A 14,500-nucleotide genomic window follows, 5' to 3' on the forward strand; every position below is an offset into this window, starting at 1 on the left:
TTATTTTCATACCTTGCCACTATGATGAAAACCAACCCAAATCCTATCCTTTGCATTGAAACCATACTATATGTTGAAGATCAGGAAAAAAGTTGTGCCTTTTATCAACAACTGCTTCGCAAAAAAGCAGACCTGCACGTACCGGGCATGACCGAATTCAAACTGGCTGAACATTTCAAATTGGGACTGATGCCAAACGACGGAATTGCAAAAATTCTGGAAAACAAAACTCCTCATCCCAAAGAAGGAAACGGCATTCCAAGATGTGAATTGTGCTTTTATGTGAAAAACATCGAACTCGAATTTGATAATGCCGAAAAATGCGGTGCTACACTCATCAGTCCGATTACCGACAGAGATTGGGGCGACAGGGTTTGTTATTTTTCAGATCCGGACGGACACATCATTGCTTTTGCCGAAAAAAGACGTTAAATTAAAACTAATACATTCATTTTTAAGAGGGTAAACAACTTCCTGTTTCCCAAATAATTTTTAGCATGATGCTGGTCATATTTTTTTAGTATGCCAAAAAATAGTTTTACATTAACAGCTGAAAAGTAGCGTTATTAAATAATCGAATGGAGAAACTAAACAAATATTCCTCTTTTAAAATAGTATTGATTTATGCAATAGTCAGTGCCGTTTACATATTTGCTTCCGATCATCTTTTGGAAATTTTCATCTCCGATGTTGTAATACTGTCTAAATTACAAACAGCCAAAGGACTGGCATTCATACTCATCACGGCTGTCCTGCTTTACATACTGGTCAAACAAAACATTGTAAAAACAACAGCCTACTACCAGGAAATAATTGATGTGAAGCAACAACTCATCAAACAATCTGTACAATCGCAAGAAGAATACTCCTCATTGTTTGATCACAGTCCGTTACCCATGTGGCTGTTTGATATAGAAACCCTTCGTTTTTTACTGGTGAACGAAGCAGCCTGTTCCGTTTATGGCTTTTCACAAGAAGAATATAAAGCAATGACACTGCACGACATTCGACCTGCAGAAGACGCTCCGGCTTTGGAAAAATTGCTTCATGAATCTCTCAAAAACGAAAGCTCAAGCCTTTCCGGAATCATAAGACATAAAAAAAAGAACGGAGAAATTATTCACGTAAAAGTAAAAACCACCTATGCCGTATTTGAGGGTAAAAAAGTGAGATTGGCTTCGGTAGTCGATTTAACGGCTGAAATCAACATTCAAAACAAATTACTGGAAACCAACTCGAAACTGCAGGCAGCCAGTGAAATTGCCGGTTTAGGATATTGGAGCAATGACTTAACCCAATCTGAAATACAATGGTCTAACGAAATTTACAAAATTTTTGAAGTCAATCCCGATACTTTTCAATTGAATCTTGACAACATTAAACGATATTACCATCCCGAAGATCAAACTGATTTTTCAACGGACTATTACATCCAGACAAAAGACAAAACCATCAGCGAAAGTGAGCGCAGAATCGTAACCGAATCCGGCAAAACAAAATGGGTATTGGAGCGCATATACATGATCAAAGACGATGAGGGCAAACCGATAAAACTAGAAGGGGTCATTATGGATGTTACCAAAAGAAAATTGCACGAACAGGAAATTTGGGAAAGCAACGAACGCTTTAAAATACTGGCTAAAGCAACGGTTGAAGCAATCATCGATTGGGATATTAACAACCACACCGTTTTTTGGGGAGAGGGCTTTCAAACCATGTTGGGATATGATGTGTCCTTATGCGACAAGTACTTTTGGCAGAAAAACATCCATCCTAAAGACCGCAGACGTGTACTGACCGATTTGAAAAATGCTTTAGCAGACCCTCAGCGGCATTTTTTTAATACTGAATATCGATTTTTCAAAGCCAACCACTCTATTGCGCACGTGCAGCATAAAGGTATACTCGTGAGAGATGCTCACGGAAAAGCCATCAGAGCCATAGGAGCCATGATTGACATGACCGAAACGTTGGAAAAAATGCGCAAAATAGAGTTGCAAAATAAAGCCCTGAAAGACATAGCATGGACTCAGTCGCATGTAGTACGGGCGCCACTGGCCAATGTGTTAGGTTGCATCAATTTGCTGAAAAGCAATTTTGAAACCGGTAAAGAAGATGAAAAACTCTTGGAATACATCAGCGTTTCGGCCGAACAACTTGATGATGTCATCAGGGAAATTGTAAAAAAGACAGCCGAAATTAAAGATTTATAATCAATGAGCAGGACACAAAAAATCCCCACCTTAGTGAGGATTTTGTTTTATATTCCGTGACTGTTTTCAGGCTCTTCAGTATCTACGTTGAGCATTTCCCAAAGCTTGTCTTTCAACTCCGTCAGCCCTTGCTGGGCAACCGAAGAGATAAAAAGGTAAGGCGTGCCCTTGAAAGCTACATCTAATTCCTTCTTCAACTCCGATTTCAACTCGTCATCCAGCATATCACACTTTGAAACAACAATCAATCGATCCTTATCCAACATCTCAGGGTTATAACGGCGTAATTCGTCTAACAGGATTTCGTATTCCTTTTGAATATCATCCGCATCGGCAGGAATCAAAAACAACAAGGTGGAATTACGTTCAATGTGGCGCAGGAAATAATGTCCTAATCCTTTACCTTCAGCAGCTCCTTCAATGATTCCCGGAATATCGGCCATAACAAATGACTTAAATTCGCGGTAAGCCACTATCCCTAAATTGGGTTTCAAAGTCGTAAAGGGATAATCCGCAATTTTAGGTTTGGCAGAAGTCAGCACCGAAAGCAAAGTTGATTTGCCGGCATTCGGGAATCCGACCAAGCCTACATCGGCCAAAACTTTCAATTCAAGGATAACATCCATCTCTTCCGGCGGCATACCCGGTTGAGCATAACGAGGCGTTTGATTGGTAGAACTTCTGAAATGCCAGTTCCCCAGCCCTCCTTTTCCTCCTTTTACCAAGATGCGCTCTTCTCCGTGTTGGGTAATTTCAAACAAAATTTCTTCGGTTTCCTTATCGCGAACGACCGTTCCCAAAGGTACTTCAATAATTTTATCTTCCCCGTCATGACCCGTACTGCGCGAACTTCCGCCATCGCCACCGTGACCGGCTTTGATATGACGGGCAAATTTCAGGTGAAATAAAGTCCACAAGCTTTTGTTTCCTTTTATGATTACGTGACCTCCTCTGCCTCCGTCACCCCCATCCGGGCCTCCTTTTTCAATAAACTTTTCGCGGTGCAAATGCGAAGAGCCTTTCCCTCCTTTTCCGGAAGAAACATATATTTTTACGTAATCTACAAAATTCCCTTCTGTCATAATCTCTTAGGTTGCTGAAGGCAGAACACAAAAACAGAAATCATAGTACTAAAATCTGCCTGCTGTATACCGCATTCTAATTATTCTTTTATTGTTTTCACCAGCACTTTATCAATCTTCACGCCATCCATATCGATGACTTCTAATTCTAATTTGTTCCAAATGAGCTTTTCGCCCGTAACCGGTATTTTGCCCATTTCAGTCATGATTAATCCGCTTACCGTAGTTACTTCGTAATCATTGGTTAAATCGTCCATATCAAAATACGTCAGGAAATCGTGTAGCGAATACAATCCGTCTACCAGCCATGTTCCGTCTTCTCGGGCTACCAATTGGTATTCGTCATCGTCAAAATCAGCAGCATCTCCCACCAGAGCTTCCAAGATATCATTCAAAGTAATAATTCCCTGAAACACCCCATATTCATCGGTTACAAAAGCATAATGCACTTTTGATTTTTTAAAATTCTCCAACGCTTTATACGCCGAAGTATGTTCTATCATATAAACCGGTTCTTTGACAATCGACTTTAATTCAAAGTTGCCTTTTTCAAAACCAACAAACAAATCTTTGAGCAAGGCTACCCCTATCACATCATCCAGATTTTCCTGACACACCGGATAAAAGGAGTGCAATTCGTCAAACATTTTGGTTTTCAATTCCTCAATAGTATCTTCGAATGAAAGGTAAACAATAGATTGACGGTGTGTCATCAGGGAGTTTATTTTTCGATCGCCTATGTGAAAAACGCGCTCTACTATATCTTGTTCTATCTCCTGAACTTCACCGCCCTCGGTACCTTCTTTGATAATGGCTTTGATTTCTTCCTCGGTTACTTTACCGTCTGCCGTGGGTTTAATTTTAAACACATCTAAAACAAAATCGGTAGACTTGGTCAATAACCAAATGAACGGCATGGTAATGATGGAAATCATCTTCATCGGAACGGCCACTCCCTTGGCTATGGCTTCGGGATAGTTCAGTCCGATTCTCTTGGGTAATAATTCGCCCAAAACCAACGAAAAAAAGGTCAGAATCACCACCACAACTCCTACACCTATGCTTTCCGAATACGGTTTCAACACCGAAAAAGTAGCAATAAAAGCCTGCATATCGTGGGTGATTTTTTCACCTGAATAAATACCGGTCAAAATTCCGATAAGGGTAATCCCAATTTGTACTGTTGACAAAAATTTATTGGGAGAATTAGCCAAATCTAAAGCAACTTTGGCATTGGTATTTCCTTTTTTTGCTGCGGTTTCCAGTCGGTTTTTTCGTGCCGATATCAGCGCTATTTCCGACATGGAAAAAACACCGTTGAGCAGAATTAAAAAAAGAATAATGAGTATTTCCATTTTGAGTTATGAGTTATAAGTTACGCGTTATGAATATAACTGCTAACCAAAAACGTAAATTATAATTTGTCGATTACCGCACTTAATCGTTGGGTTACTTCTTCTATGGAACCGATACCGTTAACTGCATGAAATTTGTTTTGCGCTTCGTAATAATGCATCAAAGGAGCTGTTTTTTCGTTGTACTCCTGATAGCGGTTCCTGATTTTTTCCTCGTCCTGATCGTCAGGTCTGCCCGATGTTTTTCCTCTTTCCAGCAAGCGGGCTACTAAAATGTTATCATCTGCTTCCAAAGCCACTGTAGCGGTAATCTTTTGACCTTTTGATTCTAAAAACTTGTCTAAAGCGGCGGCTTGTGCTAACGTTCTGGGAAAACCGTCAAATAAGAAACCGGCCGAATGCGGGTTTTTATCCACTTCACTCTCCAACATTTTGATCGTTACTTCGTCCGGAACCAAATCGCCTTTATCCATGTAGGTTTTGGCCAATTGCCCCAAGGCAGTGTCATTTTTAATATTGTATCTGAAAATATCCCCGGTTGAAAGATGGGTCAGATTGTATTTCTCTTTTAAAAATTCAGCTTGTGTGCCTTTTCCTGCACCTGGTTTTCCGAAAAGAACGATATTAATCATTTTTTTTAGTTATGAATGTTAGTTATGAATGTTATTCGGCTAATTGATAAATGTCCGGCAGGTTTCTTCCTAAACCGTCGTAGTCTAAACCATAACCAACGATGAATTTATTCGGAATTCTTATCCCTACGTAATCTATTTTAATGTCTTTTTTATAAGCTTCGGGTTTAAAGAACAGCGTAGCAATTTTCAAATGCTTTACTTTCTTTTCTTTAAAAATGGCTTTCAATTCTTCTATTGTGTTTCCGGTATCTACTATATCCTCAACAATCACAACGGTTCTGCCTTCTAAATGCTGACTTAACCCTATCAATTGTTTTACTTCATTGGTAGACTTGGTTCCTTCGTATGAAGCCATTTTAACAAAGTCGACCTCACACATACCGCGGTATTGTTTCATCAAATCAGACAATACCATGAACGCACCGTTTAAAACTCCCACAAAAACAGGTACTTCATCAAAAAAATCATCATCCATCTGCTTGGCCATATTTTTAATGGCAAAATCAATTTCTTCCGAAGAAATAAATGGTTCGAACGTTTTATCGTGAAGATGTATCATGGTGTTGTGTTTAAAATAAGGTGCAAATTTAAAGAAGTATTAAGTATTAAGTGCTAAGTACCTAGACTTTTTTGTAAAATTGATATATTTACGCTATGGACGTTTTTTTTAAAGACCGAATAGCCCAAAGCAATGCCGGCACCAATTGCCGCAAAGGAATACATGATTTTGTAGTTCAAAACCCGGAACACATGGCTGATTTGGTGGAATTAGCAACCGACATATCCAACAAAAACCATTACAAAGCCGTTTGGATTATCGAATTGCTGGCAGAGTCGCATCCGGAATTACTATCTCCGTTTACCGAACTGATTTGTCATAGCGCTGCAAAATACAAACACGAATCGGCTATCAGAGGAATATAGCGCACGCTTCTCTTTTTGAGCCTCTCTGACAAAATTTTACTATCCAAAGACCAACAGGAAAAAATTATAGAAACCAGCCTGGACCGATTGATTGGCAATGACAAAATAGCACCAAAAGTATACGCCATGTATACCTTGGCCCATCATGCAAAAACCCATGATTGGATAAAAGATGAACTGCGCCACATCATCAATAAAGATTTTACATATCAATCAGCCGGTTATAAAGCCGCGGCCAGAGAAGTTTTATGTAAAATCAACACATAAAATTATCCAACAAGCAATTGTCCATTATCAGCGGAATAGTATCTTTGTGCCAACAACTACAACTACACTATGAACTACTTCTCATCCAACTTCAAACTGGGTATACTCGGAGGCGGTCAATTAGGCAAAATGCTCTTGGCCGAAACCCGAAAATTCGACATTCAGACTTATGTTTTCGACCCAAGTATGGAAGCTCCCTGTCAATACGGAGCAACCAAATTCTTTATCGGCGATTTGATGGATTACGACTCGGTATATGACTTTGGCAAAAAAGTCGATGTACTGACTATTGAAATTGAAAACGTCAATCTCGAAGCACTGGAACAACTGGAAGCTGAAGGCCTCAAAGTGTACCCCTCACCCAAAACCTTACGACTGATACAAAACAAAGGCGTACAAAAAGATTTTTATGTTGAAAATCAAATCCCAACAGCTGCCTACAAACGCTTTGCCTCACTCACTGATTTGAGAACCGAAATAGAACACAACAGGGTTGCCCTGCCTTTTGTTTGGAAATGTGCCCAATTTGGGTATGATGGCAACGGAGTGAAAATAGTGCGTTCAGCGGAGGATATTGAAAACCTGCCCAACGTAGAATGTATAGCCGAACAAATGGTTCCGTTTAAAAACGAGTTGGCTGTAATAGTCGCGCGTTCAGTTTCGGGCGAAGTAAAAGCGTATCCCGTAGTGGAAATGGAATTTCACCCCGAAGCCAATCAGGTGGAATACGTAATTTGTCCGGCGCGTATTGACTGTCACATAGCTAAAAAAGCCACCGAAAAAGCCTTACAAGTATCCCAAGCATACAATCATGTAGGTTTATTGGCCGTAGAAATGTTTCAAACCCATGACGAAGACATCTTAATCAATGAAGTAGCCCCACGGCCACACAACTCAGGCCATTACAGCATAGAAGCCAGCTATACCTCTCAATTTGAAAACCACTTGCGGGCTATATTGGATTTACCTTTAGGGAACACCTGGAGCAAAGTAGCGGGAATTATGGTAAATTTGGTAGGAGAAGAAGGTTTTTCGGGACCGGTGGTTTATGAAAACATCGAAAAAATCATGGCTATTGACGGGGTAATACCCCACATTTACGGCAAAAAGGAAACCCGTCCGTTCCGTAAAATGGGACATGTAACCATCGTCAACGAAAACATGACCGAGGCCCGTAAAATTGCCGAAGAAGTAAAAAATACAATTCGCGTCATCGCAAAATAACAACAATTATCCATTGTTAATGAATTAATTATGAAAGTAGCCATCATCATGGGAAGCAAAAGTGACCTCCCGGTCATGCAGGAAGCCATTGACATCCTGAAAAGCTTTGATATCCAAACCGAAGTCGACATTGTGTCGGCCCACAGAACTCCCGAAAAATTATTTGAGTTCAGCAAAAATGCACACAACCGAGGCATATCGGTAATCATTGCCGGTGCGGGCGGTGCCGCTCATTTGCCAGGTATGGTGGCCTCCATGTCACCGTTACCGGTCATTGGTGTACCCGTAAAATCGAGCAATTCTATTGACGGCTGGGACAGTGTCCTTTCGATACTGCAAATGCCAGGAGGCGTTCCCGTGGCTACCGTAGCATTGAACGGCGCTAAAAACGCGGGGATTCTGGCAGCCCAAATCATCGGAAGCCACAATAAAATGGTACTGGATAAAATCATCCTTTACAAAGAAAGTTTAAAAGAAGCCGTAAATAAAGCTTCGGAAGAAATGAAGAAATAAACACATCATTTCTTAAATTACCCAAAAAAGACAACTATACATGAAAATTTTAACAGCACCTTTTCAAACCAAACACAACACCGCGCCCTTCAGTCAAATAAAAATTGAAGATTACCGACCGGCTTTCGAAGCCAATATCGAAGCGGCTCGTGCCGAAATTGATGCCATCATCAACAACCCGGAAGCACCCGACTTTGCCAATACTATTGAAGCGCTGGACTTTTCGGGCGAAGCCTTGGACCGATTATCGTCTGTTTTTTTCAATTTAAATTCGGCTGAAACCTGCGACGAACTGCAAAAAATCGCTCAGGATGTATCGCCCTTGTTGACAGCTTTCAGCAACGATATTGCACTAAACGAAGATTTATTCAAAAGAGTCAAAGCCGTATACGATCAAAAAGACACGCTTCAATTAACTCCCGAACAAGCCACTTTATTAGACAAAAAATACAAAAGCTTTACCCGAAACGGTGCTTTGCTACCCGAAGATAAAAAGGCCCGTTTGCGCGAAATCGATACCGATTTGGCTAAACTGAAATTAACTTTCGGCGAGAATGTATTGGCAGAAACCAACCGATATAAGTTGCATATTACCAATGAAGCCGATTTAAAAGGTTTGCCCGAAGGTGCCAAAGAAATGGCGCGTTCACTGGCTAAGTCGGACAATTTAGAAGGCTGGATGTTCACCCTCGACTTTCCGAGCTACCTGCCTTTTGTAACCTATGTAGACAACCGCGAATTGCGCAAAGAAATGGCCATAGCCGCCGGAAAAAAAGCATTTCAGGAAGACGAATACGACAATCAGGAAAATGTAAAAAACATAGTAAAACTGCGTCACGAAAGAGCCAAATTATTGGGATACTCGTCTCACTCTCATTTTGTACTCGAAGAGCGCATGGCGCAAACTCCCGAAAAAGTAGAATCGTTCCTGCATGATTTATTGGCAAAAGCCAAACCGGCAGCTCAAAGAGAATTTGCTCAACTGACAGCCTTCGCCAAAGAACTCGACGGATTGGAAACATTGGAAAAATGGGATGGCGCCTACTATTCTGAAAAACTGAAACAAAAATTATTCAGCCTCGATGACGAGATTCTGAAACCTTATTTTAAGTTGGAAAATGTTTTGAACGGAGCTTTTACCGTAGCCGAAAAACTATTCGGCATCACGTTCAAAGAAGTATTTGACATCAACAAATACCATCCCGATGTACAGACTTTTGAAGTAGTAGACTTCGAAGGCCAATTGGTTGCGGTTTTCTACTCCGATTTCTTTCCGAGAAAAGGCAAACGCAACGGCGCGTGGATGACTTCGTTCAAACCGCAATACATCAAAAATGGAATTAATGATAGACCGCACGTGTCTATCGTTTGTAATTTTACACCTCCCACCGAAACCAAACCTTCGTTGCTGACATTTAACGAAGTAACCACCTTATTCCATGAATTCGGGCACGCCTTGCACGGCATGTTAGCCAATACCACTTATCCGAGTTTATCAGGCACTTCTGTGTACTGGGATTTTGTAGAACTGCCAAGCCAGATTATGGAAAACTGGTGCTACGAACCCGAAGCTTTGGCTTTATTTGCCAAACACTATGAAACTGGAGAAATTATTCCGCAACAGTATGTAGATAAAATCAAAGAAAGCGCGAGCTTTTTAGAAGGAATGGCCACGCTGCGCCAGTTGAGTTTCGGGCTCTTAGATATGGCCTATCATGCCAAACCTCATCATATTAAAGACGTAAAAGCTTTTGAAAAAGCCGCCATGGACGACACCGCTTTATATCCTGATGTAGCCGAAAACTGCATGAGTGTTTCCTTCTCCCACATTTTCCAAGGAGGATATTCTTCGGGCTATTACAGCTACAAATGGGCAGAAGTGTTGGATGCCGATGCCTTTGCTTATTTTCAGGAGAAAGGTATTTTCAACAAAGAAGTCGCTGCTAAATTCAAAGACAACGTACTCTCCAAAGGCGGTACCGAATTACCGATGGAACTCTACAAACGTTTCCGCGGACAGGAACCCAAACCGGAAGCTTTGTTGAAAAGAGCCGGACTCATTTAAACAGATTTAGAAATTTCAAAAACCGAAGCCATGGCTTCGGTTTTTTTATGGATTGAACCAAATAATATAATTATGTTTTCTGCCTTTCCATAAAACAAAAGAGCCACCTTTTAGGTGGCTCTTTTTTATAGCAAATGAAAAATTATTGTTTCATCACTTTTAGTGTTTTCGCTCCATTCTGAGAAGCAACCTTAACAAAATAAGTTCCTGCTGCTAAAGAAGTCATATCAACTGTAGCCGATATAGCATTCTCCTTTTGAACCATCACTTTTTGTCCAATCGCATTGTATACCTCAACAGATTTGATTCCGCCCGCAAATTCTATATTCAATACATTATTTACCGGGTTTGGATAATATTTTAATCCGCTTAAATCAAAATTGTTAGTACCCAACGTAACTGTCACGGTAACTTCCAAAGCTGAAATGCTGCGACATCCGTCAACGGTTTGCATCGCGTAATAAGCTGCCCCGTTTACCAATTCTGTTGTTGGAGCCAAAGCATTTACTCCGGCTAATGCATCCGCTGAAGAAGCATACCAAACCACATTCGTACCTGTAGCGGCCAAATTAGCAACGGTAGCTTCGGCTGCACTAAATACAGTAAATGTCTGAACGGCATCTCCTGTTGGTGCAGGGGTGGTAGTTACATTCACATTTACCGTGGCTTCACTGTAACAACCGGTCACAGGATCTGTTCCTTTTACTGTGTAAGTTGTAGTAGCGGTTGGCGATACAGACACAACATTCCCGGCTAATGCATCCGGATTCCAAGTCCATGTTAAATCACCGGCTCCGGTTGAACCAATTTGTCCTCCAAAAACAACATTCAAACGTTGTGTTGATGTAGAAGGAGTTACAGTACCGGCCGTTACTAAGTTTTGAATTGAATTTGTGGCAAACGCAGTACTCGTCACTGCAGATATTGTAGTATTACCTGTAGTAGCGGTATAATAGGTAATAGCATTGTTAGTACTGTCTGCTCCATTTTGTCTGATATCAATAACAATATTAGAAACACCATCCCAAAAATATGGTGTATCAAAAGTAATGGTATTCACTCCAACTTGGTGAGCATAAGTGGTCGGACCATATACAGTAGTCAGTCCGGTTGTAGTGAAAACCGTTGCTGTTGCACTGGCCGTAGTACCTATTCGCACAGAGAAGTTAGTAACATTTGTCCCAGACCCTAAAGTAGTAATGTTATAAGCGATAGACGTTATATTACCTGCTCTTAATCCTAATGCTTGTAACTCAGCGGCAGTAAAAATGGTTTGATTCCAGTATTGAGCCCAACGATTACAAAATGCCGTAGGTTGAGTAGTAGCAGAAGTTAAAGTAGTAGCAGTCCCCACATCAAGTGAGCCGGCAGCAGAAGTATTGGTCAACGCAGTTAAAACCGTTGAAGAACCTTGACAAATACTAGCATTAGCAGCAGAAGCATTTACTACTGGGTTCTGATTAATATTAACTGTTACATTTGTCGTAGTATAGCACAATGCGCCTGAAGATTGAGTAGCTGTTAACGTATAATTTGTAGTAGCGGAAGGATTAAATACCCAACCAGTAGCCGCATCGCCGGTAACACCGGTAGCTGGTGACCAAACATAAGTATCATAATCTGAACCTCCTGTTGCAATGATGACCGGACTTGAAGACTGACCTGCACAAACAGCAGCAGTACTGTTAGTACTTACCGTTAATGTTGGAGCAGTAGCTACTGTAGCAACAACTTCTGTTCGGGCAGAAGTACACCCTTGATTGTATTTCAAATCATAAAAATAATAATACGTTCCCGTTGTAGTTCCTCCCCATTCAGAAGAGGTTACATTCACTTTACCATCGGTACCGGCATAAGGGAAGGCCAAACTTGATGAATCTCTGATAAGGCTAACACCGTTATATGCTTTAACCAAAATTCTGTAACCGGTTCCGGCAGGCACCGTAAAGTTAAGAGGGACAACGTTAGGAGTTGTAGTTCCACCGGCCGCGATAGCAACATCTCCGGTAGAATATAATTCCGTTAAAGCAGCGTTAGTAACTTTAATATTTACAGTACCGGCACTGGTTGAGTACAACGATACACTTTGTAAATTAACGCTTTCAGTTGCATTGAAAACAATACCCCAGTTCACAAGAGTAGAACCTGTTGCCGATGCAGGCGGAGCTGATTTTCCTGAAGACTGAGTAACTCCGGTTGAAGCTTGAACCCAGTAAGAGGTTGTGGTATTAAGACTTGGAGTCGTAAAACTATCACCTGTAGCCAATGTTGCTCCACCCACTTGGGCGGCATGCCAAGTTAACGTTCCCTCGTTTGAAGTAGCTGATAAATTTACAGTTCCTTGCCCACACACAGAACCCGGAGTCGTTGAAGTTACAACTGGCGGATTACATAAGGTTTTAAAAGGTACCGCAACTGAGGTCCACTCACTAACTCCCCCAACACCGCAATTACTTCTCACCCAAACAAAATAATCAGTACTTGAAAACAATCCTGAAACAGTAACGGTCAAAATACCTTGTCCCACACTTCCCATGGCAGCAGTTTGTGCTGTTGGAGCAGTATTCGTTGTTGAATAATAATAGTCATATCCGTCATTTGTCGGAGAAACAGATGCTGTCCAGTTAAAAGTAGCACCCGTAGGGGTTATATTACTAACGGTTAGTCCTGTTGGAGCCAAACAACTTGGCTGAGCTACAACAGTCAACTTATAATCTTCCGCTTCAGTTCTGGTGTTTGCATTTGAACAAGCATCAGGAGCAATACTGTTGAAATCCACTCGGATACGCATTCTGTAATCACCCAGTGCTGTACCGGCCGGTACAGTAAAACTTCCCGTTTGATTACCTCCGAAAGCCGTTGTTACAAAAACTCTTTCCGTAGCATTGTCAAAAACCATGTCTTTATTCCAATCTACCCAAATAGCAGTACCTAATGTTCCCCCTACTATATCCGAAGCAAAATTGATGGTTCCGGTTGGATATTGACTCACAGTTGCCGTGTTATAATTGTCCTGGTAACCATTCAGAGTGTACCCTGAATTCAAATTCGAAATATTGGTTGTACCGTTGGTAGTAGAAAAATTATTGATATAAGTAGCGCTGGATGTTGATGAAGGAACACAATATCCGGTATAAAAAGATCCCGAAACCCATAAACTGTGATCCGATGAAGAACATTTAGAACGCACATGATAAGTGTATGCGGTGCTGGCGGTCAAATTGCTTAACGAAACCGATAAATCAGTAGTCGTTCCGTTGTCCACTAATCCAACAGCTCCACTTCCTGCTGCTCCACTGGTACGCACTTCATACTCATAACCCTCAGCTGGTGCTGATGCCGGTGCCGTCCAGCCAAAAGTGGCTGTAGAAAGAGTGAATGCCGAAGTGACTAAATTGGTTGGCGACTGACAAGTGTAAGCTATCAAAGAGATATTGTCAACAGCTGCCGGCGGATTAGTCCCCCCACCTCCGTCATTTTTCCAAACAAACACCAATCGTTTTGTGGCTCCTGATACGTAAGCCAACTGAGCGGCTGATAAAGTATAGGTAACGGTGGTCGTAGTAGTCGGAACAGCAACTCCGTTGCGTTGCAATAAATAATATCCGGTTGTACCGTTAGTATATCCGCTCCAGCCGGTAATGGTGGTACCAGTCCCGGTTGGTCCTGCTGTAGTAGGTGTAATAGAAGTATCCATAACATACACTAACAGGTTGTCGTAGTTTCCGTCATTCCCATTGGCTCTCCAGTCAAAGCTCAGGGCTATTGAACCGGCTCCTGTCGGAAAGGTAATGTCGCGGTAAAAGGCAGAACGGTTGGCCGTATTGTTGGTGTAAGCCCAAGTTGCTCCTGAGTCATTTGACACATAGGCTCCTCTGCTTCCGGTAAACCAACCCGGGGCCGTACCCACATTCCAAGTATTAGTAGTTGCATTTACAGTAGTCCAGCCGTTGTCGGCAAAAGTTGATCCGTTCTCAAATCCTCCTTCAGCAGATGGGTTGATAAGAACGGTTTGTCCGTAAGTGAACTGTCCTATAAACAAAAGGGAAAGGACTAAAAAACAGAATTTGTACCCCGAGACCGCAAGTTTTGGTATACGGGCATACGTTGAAAAAGTAGCTTTTTTCATTGGCAATAGATTTAGGTTAATAAGGCGAAATTTAACGCTTATAAAAGCCAATGAAAATTATTAATTCAGGTTTAACGCTAATTAATTTTATTT

At 41.3% G+C, this 14,500-nt stretch carries 12 protein-coding genes; 7 read left to right on the top strand and 5 right to left on the bottom strand.

The genetic code is table 11. The features are described from left to right. The first annotated feature begins 21 nt into the window (after nucleotides 1–21). Together EZL74_RS09200 and EZL74_RS09205 are read left to right on the top strand one after the other, a co-directional pair. Entirely contained in the window at nucleotides 22–432 is a 411-nt protein-coding gene (locus tag EZL74_RS09200; protein WP_240034580.1) for a VOC family protein, read from the top strand. Between the two features lie 146 nt (nucleotides 433–578). Continuing rightward, the gene (locus EZL74_RS09205; RefSeq protein ID WP_131476316.1) at nucleotides 579–2,213 is read left to right on the top strand and encodes a PAS domain-containing protein; all 1,635 of its coding nucleotides are present in this window, start codon (nucleotides 579–581) and stop codon (nucleotides 2,211–2,213) included. A gap of 47 nt (nucleotides 2,214–2,260) precedes the next feature. Here EZL74_RS09205 and obgE read toward each other — a convergent pair whose 3' ends face one another. The 4 genes from obgE to hpt all read right to left on the bottom strand — a co-directional run bounded on the left by obgE (nucleotide 2,261) and on the right by hpt (nucleotide 5,844). Beyond that, nucleotides 2,261–3,295 carry a GTPase ObgE gene (gene obgE / locus EZL74_RS09210; RefSeq protein WP_131476317.1) on the bottom strand — a complete coding sequence of 345 codons (1,035 nt, stop codon included), beginning with the start codon at nucleotides 3,293–3,295 and terminating at the stop codon, nucleotides 2,261–2,263. A gap of 80 nt (nucleotides 3,296–3,375) precedes the next feature. Next, nucleotides 3,376–4,650: a hemolysin family protein gene (locus EZL74_RS09215; RefSeq protein ID WP_131476318.1), complete on the bottom strand. Its 1,275-nt coding sequence runs from the start codon at nucleotides 4,648–4,650 to the stop codon at nucleotides 3,376–3,378. A gap of 59 nt (nucleotides 4,651–4,709) precedes the next feature. After that, nucleotides 4,710–5,282, bottom strand: a complete 573-nt coding sequence (locus EZL74_RS09220; protein WP_131476319.1) for an adenylate kinase — start codon at nucleotides 5,280–5,282, stop codon at nucleotides 4,710–4,712. Nucleotides 5,283–5,313: 31 nt separating this feature from the next. After that, complete coding sequence (hpt, locus tag EZL74_RS09225) at nucleotides 5,314–5,844, bottom strand: hypoxanthine phosphoribosyltransferase (protein ID WP_131476320.1); 531 nt, start codon at nucleotides 5,842–5,844, stop codon at nucleotides 5,314–5,316. 95 nt (nucleotides 5,845–5,939) lie between these two features. On the opposite strand from hpt, the gene EZL74_RS09230 reads away from it, so the two are divergent. The 5 genes from EZL74_RS09230 to EZL74_RS09250 all read left to right on the top strand — a co-directional run bounded on the left by EZL74_RS09230 (nucleotide 5,940) and on the right by EZL74_RS09250 (nucleotide 10,278). Continuing rightward, complete coding sequence (locus EZL74_RS09230) at nucleotides 5,940–6,209, top strand: hypothetical protein (protein ID WP_131476321.1); 270 nt, start codon at nucleotides 5,940–5,942, stop codon at nucleotides 6,207–6,209. Nucleotides 6,210–6,224: 15 nt separating this feature from the next. Beyond that, nucleotides 6,225–6,476, top strand: a complete 252-nt coding sequence (locus EZL74_RS09235) for a hypothetical protein (protein ID WP_131476322.1) — start codon at nucleotides 6,225–6,227, stop codon at nucleotides 6,474–6,476. Nucleotides 6,477–6,545: 69 nt separating this feature from the next. After that, nucleotides 6,546–7,700 carry a 5-(carboxyamino)imidazole ribonucleotide synthase gene (locus EZL74_RS09240; RefSeq protein ID WP_131476323.1) on the top strand — a complete coding sequence of 385 codons (1,155 nt, stop codon included), beginning with the start codon at nucleotides 6,546–6,548 and terminating at the stop codon, nucleotides 7,698–7,700. A 30-nt stretch (nucleotides 7,701–7,730) separates the two neighbouring features. After that, a complete protein-coding gene (purE, locus tag EZL74_RS09245) occupies nucleotides 7,731–8,213 on the top strand; it encodes a 5-(carboxyamino)imidazole ribonucleotide mutase (RefSeq protein ID WP_131476324.1) in 483 nt (160 codons plus the stop codon). A gap of 40 nt (nucleotides 8,214–8,253) precedes the next feature. Then, a complete protein-coding gene (locus EZL74_RS09250) occupies nucleotides 8,254–10,278 on the top strand; it encodes a M3 family metallopeptidase (RefSeq protein WP_131476325.1) in 2,025 nt (674 codons plus the stop codon). Between the two features lie 142 nt (nucleotides 10,279–10,420). On the opposite strand, the gene EZL74_RS09255 is transcribed toward EZL74_RS09250, so the two are convergent. Beyond that, the gene (locus EZL74_RS09255; RefSeq protein WP_131476326.1) at nucleotides 10,421–14,407 is read right to left on the bottom strand and encodes a GEVED domain-containing protein; all 3,987 of its coding nucleotides are present in this window, start codon (nucleotides 14,405–14,407) and stop codon (nucleotides 10,421–10,423) included. Nucleotides 14,408–14,500: the final 93 nt, after the last annotated feature.

The sequence above is a fragment of the Flavobacterium silvisoli genome (genome assembly GCF_004329815.1).
Lineage (GTDB): Bacteria > Bacteroidota > Bacteroidia > Flavobacteriales > Flavobacteriaceae > Flavobacterium > Flavobacterium silvisoli.

What these genes read in the sequence shown, in the direction of transcription:
- purE (WP_131476324.1), top strand. Translation starts at nt 7,731, where the DNA reads ATGAAAGTAGCCATCATCATGGGAAGCAAAAGTGACCTCCCGGTCATG.
- EZL74_RS09250 (WP_131476325.1), top strand. Translation starts at nt 8,254, where the DNA reads ATGAAAATTTTAACAGCACCTTTTCAAACCAAACACAACACCGCGCCC.
- EZL74_RS09205 (WP_131476316.1), top strand. Translation starts at nt 579, where the DNA reads ATGGAGAAACTAAACAAATATTCCTCTTTTAAAATAGTATTGATTTAT.
- EZL74_RS09240 (WP_131476323.1), top strand. Translation starts at nt 6,546, where the DNA reads ATGAACTACTTCTCATCCAACTTCAAACTGGGTATACTCGGAGGCGGT.
- hpt (WP_131476320.1), bottom strand. Translation starts at nt 5,844, where the DNA reads ATGATACATCTTCACGATAAAACGTTCGAACCATTTATTTCTTCGGAA.
- obgE (WP_131476317.1), bottom strand. Translation starts at nt 3,295, where the DNA reads ATGACAGAAGGGAATTTTGTAGATTACGTAAAAATATATGTTTCTTCC.
- EZL74_RS09230 (WP_131476321.1), top strand. Translation starts at nt 5,940, where the DNA reads ATGGACGTTTTTTTTAAAGACCGAATAGCCCAAAGCAATGCCGGCACC.
- EZL74_RS09220 (WP_131476319.1), bottom strand. Translation starts at nt 5,282, where the DNA reads ATGATTAATATCGTTCTTTTCGGAAAACCAGGTGCAGGAAAAGGCACA.
- EZL74_RS09200 (WP_240034580.1), top strand. Translation starts at nt 22, where the DNA reads ATGATGAAAACCAACCCAAATCCTATCCTTTGCATTGAAACCATACTA.
- EZL74_RS09255 (WP_131476326.1), bottom strand. Translation starts at nt 14,407, where the DNA reads ATGAAAAAAGCTACTTTTTCAACGTATGCCCGTATACCAAAACTTGCG.
- EZL74_RS09215 (WP_131476318.1), bottom strand. Translation starts at nt 4,650, where the DNA reads ATGGAAATACTCATTATTCTTTTTTTAATTCTGCTCAACGGTGTTTTT.